The following is a 19,826-nucleotide window of genomic DNA, read 5'->3' as shown; positions in this document are numbered from 1 at the left end:
ACGGTGCATGCCTGTTGCAGTTACTAATCACAGGCTGGAACGCCGGCAGTTTTTAAGCTGTGCTGAAGTAAAAAAAGGCCCCAAAACCTAAGTTTTGGGGCCTTGGTTACCAGTTAAGGCAAGCTGATAGTGCTGTCGCCAGCTCAGCTGTATTAAGCTTCATCAGAAGCTGTAGCTGACACCGGCAGTAATACGACGACCGATCACATCCCATGCTTCACCATTGGTATTTTGACCTGGCAGCAGTGGTGGGTTCCGATCAAACATGTTCAGTACACCCAGACGAGCCTGGAACTGTTGCGTAATGTTGTAACGCGTTGTCAGATCGAATGTGGTGTATGAAGGCACATCGTTGTAGTTGTTCTGATTTGGTGTCCAGTCGTTTGCCTGAACTGTGGCCGCACGGTGGTTCACTGTTAACACAGCAGAAGCTTCGCCGTAGCTGTATTCTGTTGTAAAACGGTGTTTCCATTCCGGTAATCTCACTTCACCCAAATCGTCGATCAGATCTTCAGCAAAACCAGTTGGGTTGGTTTCGTATGTTTGCATATAAGTGGTGATCAGACGGAAGTTAAAATCACCGTAGTTGCTGGCAAAGCGGTAAGAGGCTTCCAGGTCAACACCTTCAACATCACGTGAAGCAGAGTTGACCGGCTTCTCGAAATAGTTGGTGATTTCGTAAGTGGTTGCGTCACGGGTCAACAGTGGGCAATACGGGTTGGCCAGCGACGAAGACTGGTAGCAGTATTTCACTACGTCAGGACCTGTGAAGCTGTTGATCACGTTGGTCAGTTCAAATTTCCAGTAGTCAACTGTCAGACCCGCACCTTCCAGCCAGGCTGGGGTGTAGATAAAGCCTGCTGTGATGTCATGTGCGGTTTCGTTGGTCAGATCAGTGTTACCAATGATAAAACCAGGGCGGGTTGAGCCTTTCCATTCAGTAGAAGGTTCAAAATTAGTCGGAACTCCCTGCGCCGCACAGTTTGCCAGAATGGCATCACGATATTTCGGGTTCAGACCGGCGCGCTGACTGACAGCACATGGATCTGTCATGGTCCGGAAAGTTTGTCCCGGTGGGTTGTACAGCTCACCAATGTTAGGGGCACGCACAGATTTAGCTCTGTTTAAACGCACACGCAGCTCATCAGATACTTCCCAGTTCAGACCAATTTTCCAGGCATCGTCCGAACCAGAGGTTGAGTAGTCCATTTTGCGGTAAGCAGATTCGAAAGTTAATAAATCAACCATCGTCAGCTCAGCCAATAATGGTACCGAAAATTCCGCAGAAATTTCGTTGACGTCAAATTCACCATCCAGCGGTTGTGAGCTGTTGTTAAACAACAAGCCGGCGCGCATAGCTGGATCTGGCAGCGTTTTGGCGCCTTCCTTGCGGTATTCAGCACTAAAAGCCGTGGTGATAAAACCAGCTGGCAGTTCATATAAGTCGCCGCTGACTGTGCCTGAAACTACAGACTGTTCAATAGATGAACGACGCATCGCATCTGTTGATACCCAGTTGTACGCCGCTTCGCTGTATATGCCACGGCCGAACACGTTCAGTGGCAGACAGCCCTGAGCACGGGCAACAGCGTCGCGGCATTGCAGCGCACCGCTGGCGGTTTTTTCGACATCAACGGCCTGCAGGAAACGGTTATAGAACATCTCACCGTACCATTCAGTGTCCGCCTGAACATGACCTGTAGTTGCATACACATCGTATGACCAGGTGTCAGATAAAGCACCTTCAAAACCCAGAGAAATACGGGCTAAAGTACGTTCCTGACTGTACTTACGGTTACCGAAGTCTGATGCCAGATAACCCATAGTGACACGGCCGTTTGCGTTAGCGGCAGCGATCAGCGCTGATGCTTCCGGTGATAATAAACCGTTATTGGCGCTGACTCCGAAGTTGATAAAGGCTGGCGAGCTTTCACCATAAGCTTCAGAACGGGTCAGGTTCATCTCCATGCTCATGTTATGGTCATCATTAATGGCGTAGTTCATGTTTGACACAAAGCTGACGCGATCTAAAGGTGTGCGCATAAAAGAGTTTTCAGCGAAGTTGTAACCCTCACCACCGATATAATCAACACGGCCACCAACCAGTGGAGGCAAGGCCTGCCCCAGATTCATCAAACGAACCTGACCATTTTCACTGAAGGTATAACGTTTGCCGCCAGATACAAAGGTGCCGGCTGGTGCATAAGCTGCCAACACTTGCTGACCACGGCCCCACATCACGCGCAGCGGGCTATTTGGATCTTTAGCGTTATAGTTCGGGTTTTGAATGGCAATCGGGCCTTCACGAAGGTAATCACGATCCATATAAGACACCTGATTTTGTGATGCCCAGCTCAGGTTCGAGACAAAGTTAGCTTTACCAACTTCTGAACCAAAAGTGATAGATGCATAATCCTCTTCACCACCGCTTTGTGTTGGGCGGGTGGTTGATGCATCCATAGTGACGCCGTCGTAGGTTTTTTTCGTGATGATGTTCACCACACCGGCGACAGCATCAGAACCATAAACGGCTGAAGCGCCACCTGTTGTGATTTCAACCCGTTCAATCATCGCGGTTGGAATATTGTTTAAGTCAACAGCACTGCTGCCTGGTGCACCAGAGACAAAACGACGGCCGTTTACCAGTACCAGAGTACGGTTTGAACCCAGACCCCGTAAGTCAGTGTTGTTCAGACCGCTGGCAAAAATAGTGTTGTTGGTGGTTTCTGGTGACAGACCGACCAGAGTGTTTGGCATTTTATGCAGTAAGTCGGCAACGTTGACCACACCAGCATCGACCAGACCGTCACCGCTGATCACAGTGACAGGCGTGGGTGATAACTCACCGATACGTTTAATTTTTGAGCCGGTAACTTCAATGCGCTCAACTTTATCTTCAGATTTCTTTTCCTGAGCAAAAACCGATGTTGTGACGAGGGCTGTGGTAGTGACGCCCAATGCGAGTGCTAAACGCACTGCCTGGTTCAGTTTATTATTAGTGTGCATCCTGGATTTCCTTTGAGTAGTTATAAAAATTGTGCCGCCAGTGCCAAAAAACAACGTTGCAGCTATACAGCCACGCTGTTTCTAAGTCTGGAATTTGGTACAAAAGGCAAGCTAACAATTTGGTTTCATCAAGACAAACTTAATGCGACAAAATGCGTAAAAACATCTTTAAAAACATACAGTTAACAATGTATACTTATGTTTATATAAGTTTTGCTTTATGTATCTTTTTGTTCATTTTATGGTTTTTTATTGTGAATATTAACTTTTAATAATTCAGAAACTATTGATATAACAGGCTATACTTCGAAAACCGGCTTCTTATGTTCAGGACATTAAAAATGCAGGATTTATCAACCCGGTATCAACAATGGTTGACCAGACTGTCTGATGCAGTGCACAACGCCAAACAGCAGCAGATAACGCAGTTATTTGAATTTGGCGAAACCATTAAAGCGTATCTGAAAGCTGGTTCTGATCTGACCGCTTATGAAACTCAGTTGTTTTTGGAAACGTTAAAACGTCAGTCAACAGAAAACGAAATGCCGTCTTTGTGGCCTGAAGCCTTATGGTATGAATTGTCGCAGGTGACCGACAAAACCCAGCTGGAATGGCAGGAACTCACCAGTGATTTTGCCCATCAGGGGCATTATCAGGCTGGCGAAGAAGTGGGCATGGGCTTGTACTGCTGTGAAGCTTGTCAGGCAACTTTGCCTTATTATCATCCGGCTGTGCTGGCTTTATGTCCGGCTTGTGGCGGTGTTTTATTTCATCGTCAGGGCTTGCCGGTCTAAAGAATGCAGATCAATAGTGCCATTTAGCCACTTTCGCTGATGGCAGTTTTTGTTACTATAGGCATTCGTTTTTTATCCGGGAATTTTCTGCATGACGCATCCGGCAGTACATAAAGCCGCTCTATCTCATTTGCAAAGCATGGCTTTGCCCGTTTCCCAACTTGGCCCACAGCTTGACGACAAGCTTATTGCAGACGCACTGGATGTGGCCGGTTTTAGCAGCACTTTTATTGGTCAGGAGCGCGCCAAAGCGGCTTTGGCTTTTGCTATTGGCATGGATATGCCGGGTTATAACCTTTATGTGATGGGGGAGCCCGCACTTGGCCGTTACACTTTGGTACAGGATATTCTGCAAAGTGCCGCCAGCGAAAAAGAAACACCGGACGATTGGTGTTATATCAATAATTTTGAAGACGAGCGGGTACCACAAACCTTAAGGCTGCTGCCTGGCGAAGGCCGGGTGCTGGTGAAAAAAATTGAAGCTTTAATTGATGAGCTGCTCGACACCTTTCCGGCCGCTTTTGATAACCCGGGTTATCAACGTAAGAAAAAAGCTATTCACGCCACTTTTGACAACAAATATGAGGCAGCCATAGCGCTGGTGGAACGTAAAGCACTGGAAAAACAAGTGGTATTGTACGAAGACAATGGCGCTGTCAGTTTTTCACCTGTGATAGACGGTAAACCGTTGGACGATGCCGAATTTGCCAATTTACCCGACGATAAAAGACAATTTTTTTATGGTTTAGTGACTGAACTTGAAACCATCCTGAACGAGCAGTTGCTGGAATTACCACAGTGGAAACGTGAACTGTCGGAGAATCTGCGTACTTTACGCCGCGAAACTATCGAACTTGCGTTAAAACCTTTGCACAAAGCACTGGAACATGATTATTCCAACGAGCTTGGCGTGTTACGTTATTTGCGGGAAATGCGCCCAGAGCTGGTCAAAGCTGTGCTGGAGCTGCTGCCGGAAGAGCTGGAAACCGACAAGCTGGAAGAGCTGGATATCCGCAGCCTCTTTATTGGGGACTTTGTGCCTAATGTGCTAATGCACCACGAATTAATGTCCGGCGCTCCTATCGTATTTGAAGCCAACCCAAGTTATGGCAATTTGTTTGGCCGGGTGGAATACAGCTCAGATCAAGGTGCGTTATATACCAATTACCGGATGATCCGCGCTGGTGCCTTGCACAAAGCCAATGGGGGTTATCTGATTCTGGACGCTGACCGTTTGTTGTCACAACCTGCGGTGTGGGACGCGTTAAAACTGGCACTGAAAAGTGGCGAAATTAACATCGACACTTTGTCGGATCACGCTGTGACCAATTCCACCATTATCACCCCCAAAGCCATACCGCTGAATGTGAAAATTGTGCTACTTGGTTCGCGCGATTTGTATTACCTGGTGCAGGATGTGGATGATGAATTTAACGAATTATTCCGGGTGCTGGCCGATTTTGAATATTACTTGCCGTTTAACCCGCTGACGGTCAAATACATGTCGTTGCAGCTGCAGGACCAAATTCAGGCGCTGGAGGCCGGGCCTTTAACAGCTTGTGGTTTAAAACAGTTATTAACTTTCAGTTTCCGTCAGGCCGAACATCAACGTAAGTTATCAGCGCGTTTTGCCGATGTGCTGGAGCTGGTGCGTGAAGCCTGTTATTACGCCAATCAGGCCGGTGACACTGAACTAAGCGCTTTGCATATTCAGCAGGCGTTACAGGGTAAACAATACCGCACCGGCCGTATCAGTGAGTCTTTCCTGGAAGATATTCAGGAAGGCCAAATTCTGATTGATACCGACGGGGTAGCAGTTGGCAAAGTGAATGGTCTGACAGTGCTGGAAATTGGCGACACCGCCTTTGGTACCCCGGCCCGCATCAGTGCAACAGTGTACCCTGGCTCAAACGGCGTTATTGATATTGAACGGGAAGTAGAGCTTGGCAAAGCCATTCACTCCAAAGGTGTGATGCTGCTAACCGGTTACCTTGGTGCTAAATATGCGCAGAATTTTCCGCTGACGTTGTCGGCCAATCTTGCGATGGAACAATCTTATGGTTTGGTGGATGGTGACAGTGCGTCGCTGGCTGAAGTTTGTGCTTTGATTTCCGCCATTACCAATGTGCCTATCCGGCAGGATTTAGCAGTGACAGGGTCCATTAACCAACATGGCCAGGTACAGGCTATAGGCGGCGTCAACGAAAAAATTGAAGGTTATTTCCGCTTATGCCAGTCGCGTGGTTTAACAGGTGCACAGGGCGTAGTGATCCCGGCCAGCAATCAGTTAAATCTGGTGCTGAATGATGAAGTGGTGAATGCGGTCGCCACAGGCCAGTTCCATATTTACGTGGTAAAAACCGTTGATGAAGCGCTGGAAATGCTGACTGGCTGTGAAGCAGGTATAAAAACGGCCAAAGGCCAATACCCGAAAAAATCACTGAATGCGCTGACGATGGCGCGTCTGGCCGCTATTGCCGAGCTGGTAAACGGCTCCTCAGACGACGAATAAGGATTGATGATGTTAAAGAAGTTTAAAAATGCACTGCAGTTTGTTGTGTTGTCAGGCACTTTGTTGCTCAGTGGTTGCAGCACTGCTTATTATGCCGCTATGGAAAAAGTGGGCGTGCATAAACGCGATATTCTGATAGACAGAGTGGAAGAAGCCCGTGATGCACAGGCGGTCAGTCAGCAGGAGTTTAAAGACGCGCTGGACCAGCTGAGCCAACTGATTAATTTCCACGGTGGCAATTTGCAGGACAGATACGAAGCACTGAATGTGCAGTATGAAGACAGCAAAAAAGCCGCCGAAGAAGTGACAGCCCGTATTAATAAAGTGGAGCTGGTGGCTTTTGATTTGTTTGATGAATGGGAAGCTGAGCTGTCGCAATATCAGAATAAAAAACTGAAAACAGACAGTAAAAAGAAGCTGCTGGATACCAAACGCCAGTTTGACGCTTTGGTCAAAGTGATGCGCCGTGCTGAAAGCAAAATGCCGCCTGTACTGCGGGTTCTCAACGACAACGTGTTGTATTTAAAACACAATTTAAATGCCAAAGCCGTTGGTGCTATTCAGGGTGAATTTGGTGTGTTGCAGCAGGATGTGAATAATCTGCTGGCGGAAATGAACAGAGCCATTGCCGATTCCAACCAGTTTATTGCCACTATGAACCAAAATTAACAAAAACCGGGTCGTGCTTTTGCTGTGGCTGGCACGGCCTTGTTGTGTTTCTGAACTGTGATCACCCGCGCATTTCTGCTGTACTCTGCCCTTTATTCCACTTTTCAGTCTTCCTCGGCTTCTGCTAAGGTAACTAACTGAAGTCAAAGCTAAAGCGCCGGAACCAGCATGAGCAGCACCGCACCTGTATTAGAAGTGATTTACCGGGTCGAACCCGGTTGCCTTGGCCCTCAGGGCAAAGATTATATTGAAGATTTTTGTAATTTTTCCCAACCTTTGGTGACAGCCCATACCGCAGGTTTTATGCGCTGGATTTTAGTGCCCCGTTTTGATAAATCCCTGCCGGAAATGCAATGCACTTTGGCTGGCCGCACTTTAACGCCCGATCAAGCCAAACGTTATTTTGCGTTGTTTCAGGTAGATGCTGATGATCTTGAGGCGGAACTGAACGAGCAGCTGACGTTATTAATCGATCAGTATTTTGGCCGTTGGTAAAACCATCTGGCACATTCAATTTGCCGGTATTGATGTCGCTTTTTTATGTATTCCTTGCTGTTGCCTGCTCGATTGACATTTTTTTGTTTTGGATCGGGTTCTGGCATTTCAGTTTGTCTTAAGCTCAGTACCTTAGCTTGTTGTTTTGTCCATCGTGAAAGGAGAGTGTGATGTCGTCTGAAATCAGGAATTTAAGGTTCAGTCAGCTGACGGTTCTGTTGCACTGGGTGACTGTGCTGTTGTTTATTGCAGTGTATTGCAGTATGGAGTTTCGCGATATTTTTGAACGGGGTACAACGGGTCGTGAGTTGATGAAAACCACACATTATTGGTTTGGCCTGAGCATTTTATTGTTGTTGTTGCCAAGATTGTTGGCGCGTTTTCGTCAGCATACCCCTGCGATTGAACCACCCCAACCACATTGGCAGCATAAACTGGCAATCTGGGTGCATCTGGCTCTTTATGTGCTGATGTTGTTGATGCCGCTAATTGGCTGGTTGTTACTGTCGGCTGAAGGAAAAGAGCTGAGTTATCTGGGGCTACAGCTACCGGCCTTAATGGCGCCGAACGAAGTCTGGGCAGAACGTTTTGAAGAGCTGCATGAGCTGGGAGCAAAAGCAGGTTATGCCTTGATTGCTGTCCATGCGCTGGCGGCGTTATTTCATCACTATGTGTTAAAAGATAATACTGTAAAACGCATGATGTTGAAATAAAAGGAAAAAGCCGGGAAACCCGGCTTTTTATTCAGTGGCAAACTCCGGACGGGCAGGGCATAGTTCTAAGTTGATGTTGCCGCTGTGTCCAATTGGCAGGCTACAACCAATCTTGTTGGAGCTACTGCGTCAGACTGCCTTAGTTGCCAGCAGTCTGAGGGGCAACACCAGCCACTACCTGGCCATCCTGGATCAGGATTTTTTCGCCCGGTGCATTGTCCATCCGCACCGTTTTTAATTCACCGTTCAGTAAATAACGCACGTCATAACCAATGACTTTTTCCTGCGTTTTTTCCACAGTTTTGCAAACACGCTGGCTGTAACTTTCAACGTCTTTGTTCTGCATATCTTCCTGCACTTGTTTACCGGCATAACCACCGGCAGCAGCTGCAGCAACAGTGGCTACTTTTTTACCTGAACCACCACCAATCTGGTTGCCCAGTACACCACCAACCACAGCGCCAATCACAGTGCCGGCGATTTGGTTGTCGTCTTTGACGGCTTTTTTCTGCTGAACAATCACGTCTTTACATTGTTCAACCGGCTCTTTAAAAGTTTCAGTCACGGCTTTACTGCTGACGACTTCGGCGTATTGAGGGCCTTTGTCCAGATAGCTGTAACCTGCAACAGAACCTAAAGCTGTCACTGCGATAGCACCAACGATTGAGCCGATAAGCATGGAGTTATTCATTTTGTGTGTCCTTGTATACGTCAACTTTCTTAATGGCAGTGACTATAAGGGGCTGTTGCTGTATTTAAGCTGAATGAAATATACAAAAACGCTGATGTTTCTTTTTGTTGGTGCTAACCTTGGACGGTAAAAAATGCTGAGCTTTGGATCTTGTTGCTACGACTGAGATTTTCAGCAAAACGACAGCGCACAGCAGCGCTTTTGTGCCTATCTTCTTTATAGGGTTCAGTGTTTATCATTCTTTAGTATTGATTGTTTTCCCGGGGATCATCATGAGCAGCTTACTTTCGAATATTGATCAAAAAACCAACATCGTTGGCCAGAACCGGCTGGAGTTGTTGTTGTTCCGGCTAAACAGCCAACAACCCTTTGGCATTAATGTGTTTAAAGTGCGGGAAGTATTGCAATGTCCTGAGCTCAGTGCATTACCGGGGGCGCATCCTAATGTGCGCGGCATCGCCCATTTGCGCGGTGAACCTGTTACCGTCATCGATTTAAGTATGGCAACAGGTGGTAAGCCAATCACTGATTTAACCACGGCTTATGTGCTGGTGACCGAATATAACCGTCACACTCAGGGTTTTTTGGTGGCAGGTGTTGACCGTATTATCAGCAGTAATTGGGAACAAATTATGCCGGCGCCGCAAGGTGCAGGCAAAGCGCATTATGTAACGGCAGTCACTAAAGTAGACAACAAGTTAGTGCAAATTCTGGATGTAGAAAAAGTTTTTGCTGAAATATCACCTGTTGATGAAACCGTCAGCGAATCGGTCAAAGAAAAAAGCAAAGAACTGGATTTTAAAAATCTGGTGGTGCTGGTGGCCGACGATTCTGCGGTGGCGCGTAATCAGGTGAAGCGTGCTTTAGGTGCTATTGGTGTCGAAATTCAAACTGTCAATGATGGCCGGTTGGCGCTGGACTGGCTGCTGGCCAAAGCGCAGGAGCTCGGTGGTGATGTGTCAGCCAAAGTGCCATTGTTGATTTCCGATATTGAAATGCCGGAAATGGATGGCTACACCTTAACGGCAGAAATTAAAGCCAATGAACATTTAAAAAATATCCATGTGATTTTGCATTCGTCGTTAAGTGGTGTGTTTAATAATGCCATGGTCAGCAAAGTAGGGGCAGATCAGTTTATTGCCAAGTTTCATCCGGATGAACTGGTGTCGGCTGTGCAACAATGGATGCACAGTGCGGCACAAAGTGCTTCGGCTGAGTAATAACAACTGAGCTCCGGTTATCGCCGGCTGATTGCTTTTGCAAGGCCGCGCTGTTGCTCAAGTGGAAGATAAAAAACGCAGCATTTAAGCTGCGTTTTTTTCTTCCGTCTGATGTTCACAACACAGGTGCTATAACAACAGCTTAGTTTGAGCGGGATACTGCTGTTGTCTGGCTAAAAAAGCGACGCCACAACAGGTTGAATATCAAGACAAAAGAGACAAACCACAGCAGCAGCGTGTCGCCGGTGCGGCTATATAAAGTGCGGCCTTGCGCCAGCTGTACTTCAGCAGTTAACACCCCTTCCGCAAATTGTGGCAATACTGCCTGCAGCTTGCCGTCAGGCTGAACTATGCCGGTGACCCCATTATTGGTGGCGCGTAACAAGGGCCTGCCAAACTCCAGTGCACGCATCTGGGCAATTTGCATATGCTGCAAGGGGCCAATAGAAGCGCCAAACCAGGCGTCATTGCTGACCGTTAATAAAAAGTCGGTGTTGTTGGTAAAGTTGGCCTGAATTTGCCTTGGAAAAGCAATTTCAAAACAAAGGGCTGCCAGCAGCTGATAACCATTGGCGTTGAGGTTAGGTTGTAACCAGTCGCCGCGGGCAAAAGAGCTGTTGGGTAAATCAAAAAAGGGCGCTACGTCTCGCAGCCAACGCTCCAGCGGCACAAATTCACCAATAGGCAATAAATGATGTTTCTGGTAACGGTTTTTGCCTTCGTACAGGTAATCACCGCCGCTGGCAGCTGTGCCACTTTTCCCCAGCACTATCATGCCGTTATAGGCATCACCATTGTTTTTATAGTCAAGAATACCGGTGATAACGCTACTTTGTTGTTCAGCCGCCTGGATATCCAGATTTAATAAATAGGCTTGTGCCAAAGGTTCCAGCTGCGGAATTGCAGCTTCAGGCCAAACAATAATTTGTTGTTTTAAATGGGGTTTACTGAGCTGCATATACTTTTTCATCGTTGGCAGCTCTTGCTCCGGTATCCAGCGCAATTCTTGTTTAATATTGCCTTGCACTAAAGCCACACTGACTTTTTCATCCGTCAGTTGCCAGCCTTTCAATACAGCTAACAAAGGGCTTATCAGCAGCAGCGTTGCGGCAAGGGCCAGCGGGATAAAACGCTGTTTATTGGCGGTTGCACCAGGCTCAGCAGAACCAGCAGCGCCAGCCGATAAAGGCACCACAGCAGCAGCGGCAAACACCATTAAAAAGCTAATACCGGTTTCGCCAACAAGCGGCGCCCAGGGCGCCATCCAGCCTTCAGTCTGGCTATAACCAAGCGACAACCAGGGAAATCCGCTAAAAAGCCAGGAACGCAGGTTTTCGCTGAGCACCCAGCAACAGGCAAATAGCAGTGGAAACAACAGTTTATTGTTGTTGCTTAACCTAAACACCGCATAACTGGCGAGAGCTGGGAACAGGCTTAAATAAGCCACCAGCAAAGCCATAATGCCAAGGCTGGCTATAAGTGGCATACCCCCAAAAGTGGCGATACTGACATGCACCCAGCTGACCCCAAGGCCAAACCAACCCAAACCATAAGCAAAACCAAAAAAAGCGGCCTGACGGGCTGTGCTTGCGTGCGAAAGTGCCAGCGCCAGCAACGCCAACGTCAGCAAAGGTAAAAAATGCAGCTGATAAGGTGCAAAAGCCAGGGTATTGGCAAGACCTGCGACAAACAGCAACAGGCTGAACAACAACGGATGTTTACGGAAAAAAGTTAAAAAATTCAACACTGTATCTGTTACCACTTTTACAATCATGCTTGCTGAATATCAACAAAGGTTTGGTTACCTGCACCCTAAAAAGGCTTATTCAGCCTCGGTAGTTTCGGTTTTAGGTTTAATCACCTGCAGCTGCACTAAACGGCGGCTGTTGGCTTTATACACTTTAAAAGTCAGGCCACCCAGTTCAATCACTTCACCTTTGGTTGGCATATGACCAAAAGCGTGCAGCACTATGCCGCCTATGGTGCCGGCTTCTTCTTCATCAAAACTGGTGGCAAAACTTTCGTTAAATTCGTCCAGTGGTGTCAGGGCGCTGACCAGATACACATGGCTGCCGAGCTGACGGATATCGGAACCTTCTTCGTTGTCGTGTTCATCTTCAATGTCACCGACAATCTGCTCGAGGATATCTTCAATGGTAATAAGGCCGGAAACACCACCATATTCATCGACCACTATCGCCATATGGTACCTTTTCTGGCGGAATTCTTTCAGCAGCGCATCGACTCTTTTGCTTTCCGGAATAATCACGGCAGGGCGCAATAAATCTTTTAACTGCCACTCTACATCGGGTGTCAGCGCATACTGCAGTATGTCTTTGACAATCAAAATGCCTTCGATATGGTCTTTGTCTTCGTTGACCACCGGATAACGGCTGTGATTGTTTTCCAGCAGAATAGGCAGAAATTCGCTGAGCGGCTGGTCGATGTCGATGGTGGCCATTTGTGAACGTGGCACCATAATATCGCGGGCGCGCATTTTGGAAACGTCCAGCACCCCTTGCAGCATGCCTTTGGTGTCGGTGTCTATCAGGTTGCGCGAATTGGCTTCGGCAATTACATCTTCTAAATCAGATAGGTCCTGGGGTTCTGCGGTAAAAATGGCGGCGATACGCTCAAGCCATGACTTAGCGGCAGAACCGCTTCTCGAGTGTGGATTGTCGTCACTCATAATATAAAAACCAGCTCCGTGTTAGGTTGAACTCTGTTATTCGTGAATAACGTAAGGGTCGGCAAAACCAAGCTCTGCCAGAATTTGAATCTCTTCTGCTTCCATTTCGGTCGCATCTTCTTCATTTATATGGTCAAAGCCAAGTAAATGCAAGCTACCATGCACCACCATATGGGCCCAATGTGCATGTAGTGTTTTGTTTTGTTCCGCCGCTTCTTTGGCGACCACCTGGGCACAAATCACTAAATCACCCAATAACGGCAGTTCAATGCCTGGCGGGCATTCAAAAGGAAAACTCAGCACATTGGTGGGTTTATTTTTTTCGCGATAATCAAAGTTCAGCTGTTGGCTTTCGGCTTCATCAACAATACGCACTGTCACTTCAGCTTCCGCCTGAAAAGGCAAAATAGCGGCTTCCAGCCATTGCTGAATTTGGTTTTCAGTGGGTAAATCTTTGGCTTCAGTGGCCAGTTGTAAATCTAAAATAATACTCATGATGCTTCAGTATCCGGGCTGATGACGACCTTTTTTGTACGGCTGCGGGTTTTTGCTGGCGCAGGGGTAGCAACCTGCTCTGCAACAACAGTTGGTGTTGTCACGGCGCTTGTTGCCAGTCTTGCCGCTTGTTCTGCTTCGCGTTTGGCTTGTTTTTTCGCTGCTGCTGCCGCTTCAAAGGCTTCATAAGCAATCACAATTTTTTGTACCACAGGGTGGCGTACCACGTCTTTGGCAACAAAATAGTTAAAACTCAGTGCATCAACCGCCGACAACACATCAATAGCGTGTTTTAAACCCGAATAAGTGCCGCGCGGTAAATCTACTTGCGTGACATCACCTGTGATCACAGCTTTAGAGTTAAACCCTATCCGGGTTAAAAACATTTTCATCTGTTCAACAGTGGTGTTCTGGCTTTCATCCAGAATAATAAAAGCGTCACTTAAAGTGCGGCCGCGCATATACGCCAAAGGCGCAATTTCGATGGTGCCCCGTTCTAAGTATTTTTCGACTTTTTCAAAACCCAGCATATCAAACAAAGCGTCGTACAAAGGCCGCAGATAAGGGTCTACTTTTTGCGCTAAATCGCCTGGTAAAAAACCAAGTTTTTCACCGGCTTCCACCGCTGGGCGGGTGAGAACTATGCGGCGCACCTGGTTTTTTTCCAAAGCGTCCACAGCGCAGGCAACAGCTAAATAAGTTTTACCTGTGCCGGCTGGGCCAATACCAAAAGTGACATCGTGGCGCAGAATATTAGCGACATAACGGCTTTGATTCGGATTACGGCCTTTAATCAAACCTTTTTTGGTTTTGATGCTGACTTCCTGCGCCTGCTCATCCACCTGAACCAGTGTTGATGGATGATCCACACCATTCATCGCCAGATGCACTTGTTCAGCGGTTAAAGGCACTAATTTACCGGCGGCATTGATGGTTTCGCTGTACAGGTTTTGCACCAGCTGCTGCACTAATGGCAGCTGCGCTGTTAACCCAAGCAAACGGAATTTATCATCACGGAAACTGAGCTGAACCCGGAAGTGGCGTTCAATCTGGCGGATATGGTCATCAAAAGGGCCGCACAATAACGACAAACGCTGATGATCGGTAGGTTCTACTGTAAATTCAATACTGCTGACTGGATTATCCAAAGGTCCTGTTCTCTGTGGTTAACGAGGCCGCGGCTGATGCCGGTGCGGCCTCTGTAAAACATGTGATGACTCAGGGTTGGTACGTCTGGACCCCAAGTGGATCGGCTTTTGGCTGGCGTGCCAAAATTTGTTGTGGTGACACTTCGCGGCGTAAATCCATTTCTTTTTCAGTGCGGATAACCACACCCTTTAAAGAATTGGTAAATACATCAGTGATCTTTACATCAACAAAACCACCAATCATATCTGGTGTGCCTTCAAAATTAACGACCCTGTTATTTTCAGTACGTCCGGTCAGTTCCATCAAATCTTTTTTCGACGGGCCTTCGACCAGAATACGTTGTTCAGTGCCTAACATGCCACGGGCAATTTGCAAAGACTGCTGATTAATGCGGTCTTGCAGAATATACAAACGTTGCTTTTTCTCGTCTTCACTGACATCGTCCGGCAAATCGGCAGCCGGAGTACCAGGGCGGGCGCTGTAAATAAAGCTGAAGCTCATATCAAAACCGATACTGGCAATTAAGTCCATGGTTTGGGCAAAATCTTCTGCCGTTTCACCAGGGAAACCAATAATAAAATCAGACGACATACTTAAATTCGGCCTGATTTTTTTCAGTTTGCGGATTTGTGCTTTGTATTCAAGTGCAGTGTGGTTACGTTTCATCAGCGTCAGAATGCGGTCTGAACCCGACTGCACTGGTAAATGCAGGTGATCCACCAGCTCTGGCACGTCACGGTACACTTCAATAATATCGTCTGTAAATTCAACAGGATGCGAAGTTGTATAACGAATGCGGTCAATACCGTCAATAGCAGCAACCAAACGTAATAACTCAGAAAAATGGCAAATCTGACCGTCGTGAGTTTCACCACGGTAGGCATTGACGTTCTGGCCTAATAAATTGACTTCGCGCACACCTTGTTCGGCCAGCTGGGCAATTTCCAGCAGCACGTCATCCAGTGGCCGGCTGACTTCTTCACCGCGGGTGTATGGCACCACACAGAAAGTACAATATTTAGAACAGCCTTCCATAATGGACACAAAAGCCGTTGGGCCTTCAGCTTTTGGCTCTGGCAGGCGGTCAAATTTTTCAATTTCAGGGAAAGATACGTCAACTACAGGAGAGCGGTCACCCTTCACTGAATTAATCATTTCCGGTAAACGGTGCAAAGTTTGTGGCCCAAAAATAATATCAACATAAGGTGCACGTTCACGAATAGAAGCACCTTCTTGTGAGGCAACACAACCACCTACACCAATGATTAAATTTGGGTTTTTCTTTTTCAGCGGACGCCAGCGGCCCAGTTGGTGGAACACTTTTTCCTGTGCTTTTTCGCGGATAGAACAAGTGTTCAGCAGAATAACGTCGGCATCTTCGGCGTTTTCGGTCAGCGTATAGCCATGAGTGGCATCCAACAAGTCGGCCATTTTGGATGAATCGTATTCGTTCATCTGGCAGCCCCAGGTTTTAATGTGCAGCTTTTTGCTCATGGTAAATTCTTGCCTGTAAAAAAGTCGTCAACTACAAAAGGGCTGGCATTTTACCCGAGCCGGCTGCTGAGTGCCAGCATCTGCTGCTTTTTCAGCAAAGCAGTGTTGTATCCCGGTTATGCAGGCGACAAACAGAAGCTTTAGTTTTGTTTTTTGCCTGCTGATTTTCAGCAAGGCGGATTTCCTCAACTACACTGGAAACAGCAACAGCCCATCTGCCTGGTGCCGCCACTGCGATAAAAGTCGCCCGCCTTCCCAATCCCTGATCGTGTTTTGTTGCGATTGGGGATTTTTTCATTTAAGCCCCGTTTTTTATCAGCGAGCCCCCTTGTTCTGTGTTTTCACTTTTACCTTGATGGCAAAACCAGCAACACAGCCGCCATTTTCATTTTGCCCACTAAGTCCTACTCCTTTGTTTTAAATGGATATTATTTTTATTTTTTAAATATCTTCGTTTTTGCTAAACCTTTTTCGGCTGTGTCACGACTCTAGTTACATCAAAGAACAGGAGTTTTTATGAAAATTTCAGAACCAAGTGCCCAGGATGAAATCCGTGTTGTGCGCGCTTTGCCCCAAAAAACCATGTTGATTGTTGGTGCTGCTGCCCTGGTGCTGGTTGTGCTGGTATGGCAACTGGGACCGGTGGTCAAACGCTGGCAACAATCAGAGCTGTCGGTTTCAATAGATCGCATCCGGCTGGACGCTGTCAAAACAGCGCCTTTTATCCGTGATGTGTCAGTGCAGGGCAAAGTAGTAGCGGCGGTGAGCCCCAAATTGTATGCACCGGCTGATGGCACCGTCAGCTTTTTTGCTGAAGCCGGCACCACAGTCAAAAAAGGTGATGTGATTGCTGCCATCGAAAGCCCGGAGCTCGATAGCAAACTCAAACAGGAACAAGCCACACTCAACAGTCTGGCAACAGGCCTTGACCGGCAAAAAATTCAGTCGCGTAAACAGCAGCTGATCGACCAAAAAGCGGTGGATTTAGCTCAGGTGGCGTTAACCACGGCCGAGCGGGAAAAACGCCGTGCCGAACAAGGCTATAGCGTGAAAGCCATCAGTCAGATTGATTATGAAAAAGCCGGGGATGATTTAAATAATGCCCAACTGCAGTTTGAGCATGCGGTAAAAGACGCAAAACTGAATAAAGAAAGCCTGGAGTTTGAATCCACAGCCCTTGGTATGGAGCTGGAGCGGCAAAGCTTTTTAGTGGCCAATTTACAACGTCAGGTGTCGGCTTTACAGGTGCAGTCACCGGTGGACGGCATTATTGGTAACCTCGCCGCCGACAATAAAACCTACCTGAGTAAAAACCAGTTATTACTTTCTGTGGTCGATTTAAGCCAGTTTGAAGTGGAAATTGCTATTCCTGAAAGTTATGCCGACGATTTAACTTTGGGCATGCCGGTGGAAGTGACTTTAGATCAGCAGTTATATCCGGCTGTACTTGTCAGCATCTCTCCGGAAATTGTTGAAAATCAGGTCACAGGCCGGGTGCGTTTTGGTGATAAATCGCCACCTGGGCTTCGGCAGAATCAGCGTTTAGCCAGCCGTATTTTGCTGGAACAGCGTGACGCTGTACTGCAAGTGGCGCGTGGCCAGTTTTTAGAAAGCTCCAATGGCCAGTTTGCCTATAAGGTACAAAACGGTGTAGCCATTAAAACCCCTATAGCGCTTGGTGCCCGCAGTTTATCTGCTGTTGAGGTGTTAAGCGGCCTGAGTGAAGGCGACCAAATTATTATTTCCGGCACCGATATGTTCCAGGGTGCCAATCAAATTCAACTGAACCAATAACAGGCCATATCAGCCACGGGAACTATTTATGTTAAAAATGAAACAGTTAGGCAAGGTTTTTCATACAGGCGAAGTGTCTACCCATGCGCTGCGTGAAGTGGACTTGCATGTGAAAGAAGGGGATTTTGTTAGTGTCACCGGACCTTCAGGCTCGGGCAAAACCACTTTTTTAAATATTGCCGGTTTGTTGGAAGTGGCGAGCTGTGGTGAGTTTTTACTCGATGGTGACAATGTGAATTTATTGTCTGACTCGCAGCGCTCAAAAATGCGTAACCAGAAAATTGGTTTTATCTTTCAGGGTTTTAACTTAATTCCCGAGCTGAATTTATTTGACAATGTTGATGTGCCTTTGCGTTATCGCGGTTTTGATGCCAAAGAGCGTAAACGCCGTATTGAACAGCAGCTGGAGCTGGTGGGGCTGGCGTCCAGAATGAAACATTTGCCCAGTCAGTTGTCCGGTGGTCAGCAGCAGCGGGTGGCTATTGCCCGTGCCCTTGCCACCAGTCCACGTTTTTTATTAGCCGATGAACCTACAGGCAACCTCGACAGCCAGATGGCGCAAAGTGTGATGGCGCTTTTGGAAGAGATTAACCGTCAGGGCACCACCATTATTATGGTGACACACGACCATGGTCTGGCGCAGCGTGCCAAAAGACAGATTTTTATTAAAGATGGCCGGGTTTCTGAGCTGACCGCAGTGGATGGGCTGCACAGCGCCAGTCTGCATAGCGTCGCGCCATTGCCACTGCATGGCCAAACAGCAGACGCGCCGCGCGTTGCGGGAGTGTAATTATGCTGGCTTATTATTTACGTTTAGCCTGGATCAGTATCCGGCAAAGCCCTGGCCTGAGTTTTTTAATGGTGCTCGCTATTGGTTTGGGTATTGGCGCTGCCATGACCACAGTCACTGTCAATTACCTGATGTCGGCCAATCCTATACCGCATAAAAGTGAACAGCTGTTTTATGTGCAGCTCGACAGCTGGGATCCACATCAACCTGCCAATGAGAACGGCGACCCACCGGATCAGCTGACTTACCGCGACGCTACCGCTCTTTTGGCGGCAAAAAAAGCTTATCGTCAGGTTATTCAAGCGCAAATAGGCGCAGTGGTGGAACCTGATAATAAAGACAGCCTGCCGTTTCAGGTGTCGGGCCGCGCCAATTCGGCCGACTTTTTTGCCATGTTTGACGTGCCTTTTTTATACGGCGGCGGCTGGAGTGAAAACGCTGATGCAGAGATGCAACAAGTGATAGTGCTGAGTCAGGGCTTAAATGAACGGCTGTTTGGTGGTAAAGATTCGGTCGGGCAAAAAGTAAAACTGGCCGGTGATTATTATCAGGTGGTTGGGGTCATGGCCAACTGGCAACCCAGGCCACGTTTTTATGATGTCACTACCGGTGCTTTTAACGAAGTGGAAGAGTTTTTCCTGCCTTTTAGCCATATCAGCACCCAAAAAATCAGCCGCAACGGCAATACCAACTGCTGGAAACCCAGTGGTGAAGGTTATCAGGCCTTTTTAGAGTCGGAATGTATCTGGACTCAGATGTGGGTTGAACTTCGAAATGACAGTGAAAAACAACAATATCTCGATTTTTTAAATGCTTATGTCAGCGAGCAGAAAAAACTCGGCCGTTTTGAGCGGCCAATCAATAACAGACTCAGCGACGTGATGCAGTGGATGCAAAATCAGCAGGTGGTGGCAGAAGACGCCAATCTGATGATGGTGTTGTCGCTGATGTTTTTATTGGTGTGTTTGCTGAACACTATAGGTTTGTTACTGGCCAAATTTTTAAGCAAAGCACCCCAGATTGGTCTGCGTCAGGCGCTTGGTGCCAGCAGGCAACATTTGTTTGCGCAATATCTGACCGAAGCCGGTTGTATTGGTATTGCCGGTGGTTTGCTTGGGCTGCTGCTTGCCTGGCTTGGTTTGCAAGGCATTTCGCTGTTGTACGGTGATGAAATGAAAGGACTGGCACAGCTTGATGTTGCCATGGTGGCACTGGCGATGTTGCTGGCGCTGGTATCCAGTTTACTGGCCGGTTTATATCCAACCTGGCGTGCCTGTACTGTACAGCCGTCACAACAGCTAAAAAGCCAATAAGG

The 19,826-nt window shown here is 47.5% G+C and carries 17 protein-coding genes; 9 read left to right on the top strand and 8 right to left on the bottom strand.

Going from position 1 to position 19,826, the window contains the following annotated elements; genetic code table 11:
- Positions 1-162 precede the first annotated feature (162 nt).
- Entirely contained in the window at positions 163-3,006 is a 2,844-nt protein-coding gene (locus tag RCH83_RS08195; protein WP_306520851.1) for a TonB-dependent receptor domain-containing protein, read from the bottom strand.
- Positions 3,007-3,347: 341 nt separating this feature from the next.
- Here RCH83_RS08195 and RCH83_RS08190 point away from each other — a divergent pair, with 341 nt between their 5' ends.
- The 5 genes from RCH83_RS08190 (at position 3,348) to RCH83_RS08170 (ending at position 8,189) form a co-directional block, all read left to right on the top strand.
- Positions 3,348-3,800, top strand: a complete 453-nt coding sequence (locus tag RCH83_RS08190; RefSeq protein ID WP_306520849.1) for a hypothetical protein — start codon at positions 3,348-3,350, stop codon at positions 3,798-3,800.
- A gap of 91 nt (positions 3,801-3,891) precedes the next feature.
- Entirely contained in the window at positions 3,892-6,312 is a 2,421-nt protein-coding gene (locus tag RCH83_RS08185; RefSeq protein WP_306520847.1) for a Lon protease family protein, read from the top strand.
- A 9-nt stretch (positions 6,313-6,321) separates the two neighbouring features.
- On the top strand, positions 6,322-6,981 hold the full coding sequence (locus tag RCH83_RS08180; protein WP_306520845.1) for a DUF2959 domain-containing protein: 660 nt from the start codon (positions 6,322-6,324) through the stop codon (positions 6,979-6,981).
- A gap of 168 nt (positions 6,982-7,149) precedes the next feature.
- On the top strand, positions 7,150-7,476 hold the full coding sequence (locus tag RCH83_RS08175) for a hypothetical protein (RefSeq protein WP_306520843.1): 327 nt from the start codon (positions 7,150-7,152) through the stop codon (positions 7,474-7,476).
- A gap of 170 nt (positions 7,477-7,646) precedes the next feature.
- Positions 7,647-8,189: a cytochrome b gene (locus tag RCH83_RS08170; RefSeq protein WP_306520841.1), complete on the top strand. Its 543-nt coding sequence runs from the start codon at positions 7,647-7,649 to the stop codon at positions 8,187-8,189.
- A gap of 139 nt (positions 8,190-8,328) precedes the next feature.
- On the opposite strand, the gene RCH83_RS08165 is transcribed toward RCH83_RS08170, so the two are convergent.
- Complete coding sequence (locus RCH83_RS08165; RefSeq protein ID WP_306520839.1) at positions 8,329-8,880, bottom strand: glycine zipper 2TM domain-containing protein; 552 nt, start codon at positions 8,878-8,880, stop codon at positions 8,329-8,331.
- A gap of 272 nt (positions 8,881-9,152) precedes the next feature.
- On the opposite strand from RCH83_RS08165, the gene RCH83_RS08160 reads away from it, so the two are divergent.
- Positions 9,153-10,100 carry a chemotaxis protein CheV gene (locus RCH83_RS08160; RefSeq protein ID WP_306520837.1) on the top strand — a complete coding sequence of 316 codons (948 nt, stop codon included), beginning with the start codon at positions 9,153-9,155 and terminating at the stop codon, positions 10,098-10,100.
- Between the two features lie 142 nt (positions 10,101-10,242).
- Here the strand turns inward: RCH83_RS08160 and lnt are convergent, their stop codons facing one another.
- The 6 genes from lnt to RCH83_RS08130 form a co-directional block, all read right to left on the bottom strand.
- Positions 10,243-11,844 carry an apolipoprotein N-acyltransferase gene (lnt, locus tag RCH83_RS08155; protein WP_306520835.1) on the bottom strand — a complete coding sequence of 534 codons (1,602 nt, stop codon included), beginning with the start codon at positions 11,842-11,844 and terminating at the stop codon, positions 10,243-10,245.
- A 78-nt stretch (positions 11,845-11,922) separates the two neighbouring features.
- Complete coding sequence (locus RCH83_RS08150; protein WP_306520833.1) at positions 11,923-12,789, bottom strand: HlyC/CorC family transporter; 867 nt, start codon at positions 12,787-12,789, stop codon at positions 11,923-11,925.
- 36 nt (positions 12,790-12,825) lie between these two features.
- Positions 12,826-13,284, bottom strand: coding sequence for an rRNA maturation RNase YbeY (gene ybeY / locus RCH83_RS08145; RefSeq protein WP_306520831.1), 459 nt, complete (start codon positions 13,282-13,284; stop codon positions 12,826-12,828).
- Positions 13,281-14,432, bottom strand: coding sequence for a PhoH family protein (locus tag RCH83_RS08140; RefSeq protein WP_306520829.1), 1,152 nt, complete (start codon positions 14,430-14,432; stop codon positions 13,281-13,283). The genes ybeY and RCH83_RS08140 overlap by 4 nt, the downstream gene beginning before the upstream one ends.
- A 70-nt stretch (positions 14,433-14,502) precedes the next feature.
- A complete protein-coding gene (gene miaB / locus RCH83_RS08135) occupies positions 14,503-15,927 on the bottom strand; it encodes a tRNA (N6-isopentenyl adenosine(37)-C2)-methylthiotransferase MiaB (protein WP_306520827.1) in 1,425 nt (474 codons plus the stop codon).
- A 91-nt stretch (positions 15,928-16,018) separates the two neighbouring features.
- Positions 16,019-16,225, bottom strand: a complete 207-nt coding sequence (locus tag RCH83_RS08130) for a hypothetical protein (RefSeq protein ID WP_306520825.1) — start codon at positions 16,223-16,225, stop codon at positions 16,019-16,021.
- Between the two features lie 218 nt (positions 16,226-16,443).
- Between RCH83_RS08130 and RCH83_RS08125 the strand changes: the two genes are divergently transcribed.
- Genes RCH83_RS08125 through RCH83_RS08115 form a run of 3 tightly spaced genes read left to right on the top strand, consistent with a single transcriptional unit; the run spans position 16,444 to position 19,824 of the window.
- Complete coding sequence (locus RCH83_RS08125; RefSeq protein ID WP_306520823.1) at positions 16,444-17,721, top strand: efflux RND transporter periplasmic adaptor subunit; 1,278 nt, start codon at positions 16,444-16,446, stop codon at positions 17,719-17,721.
- A 28-nt stretch (positions 17,722-17,749) separates the two neighbouring features.
- On the top strand, positions 17,750-18,511 hold the full coding sequence (locus RCH83_RS08120; protein ID WP_306520821.1) for an ABC transporter ATP-binding protein: 762 nt from the start codon (positions 17,750-17,752) through the stop codon (positions 18,509-18,511).
- A 2-nt stretch (positions 18,512-18,513) separates the two neighbouring features.
- Positions 18,514-19,824, top strand: coding sequence for an ABC transporter permease (locus RCH83_RS08115; RefSeq protein WP_306520819.1), 1,311 nt, complete (start codon positions 18,514-18,516; stop codon positions 19,822-19,824).
- The last annotated feature ends 2 nt before the right edge of the window (positions 19,825-19,826 follow it).

The sequence above is a fragment of the Rheinheimera sp. genome (assembly GCF_030824435.1).
Taxonomy (GTDB): domain Bacteria; phylum Pseudomonadota; class Gammaproteobacteria; order Enterobacterales; family Alteromonadaceae; genus Pararheinheimera.
This window is presented reverse-complemented; position numbering and strand designations above follow the sequence as displayed.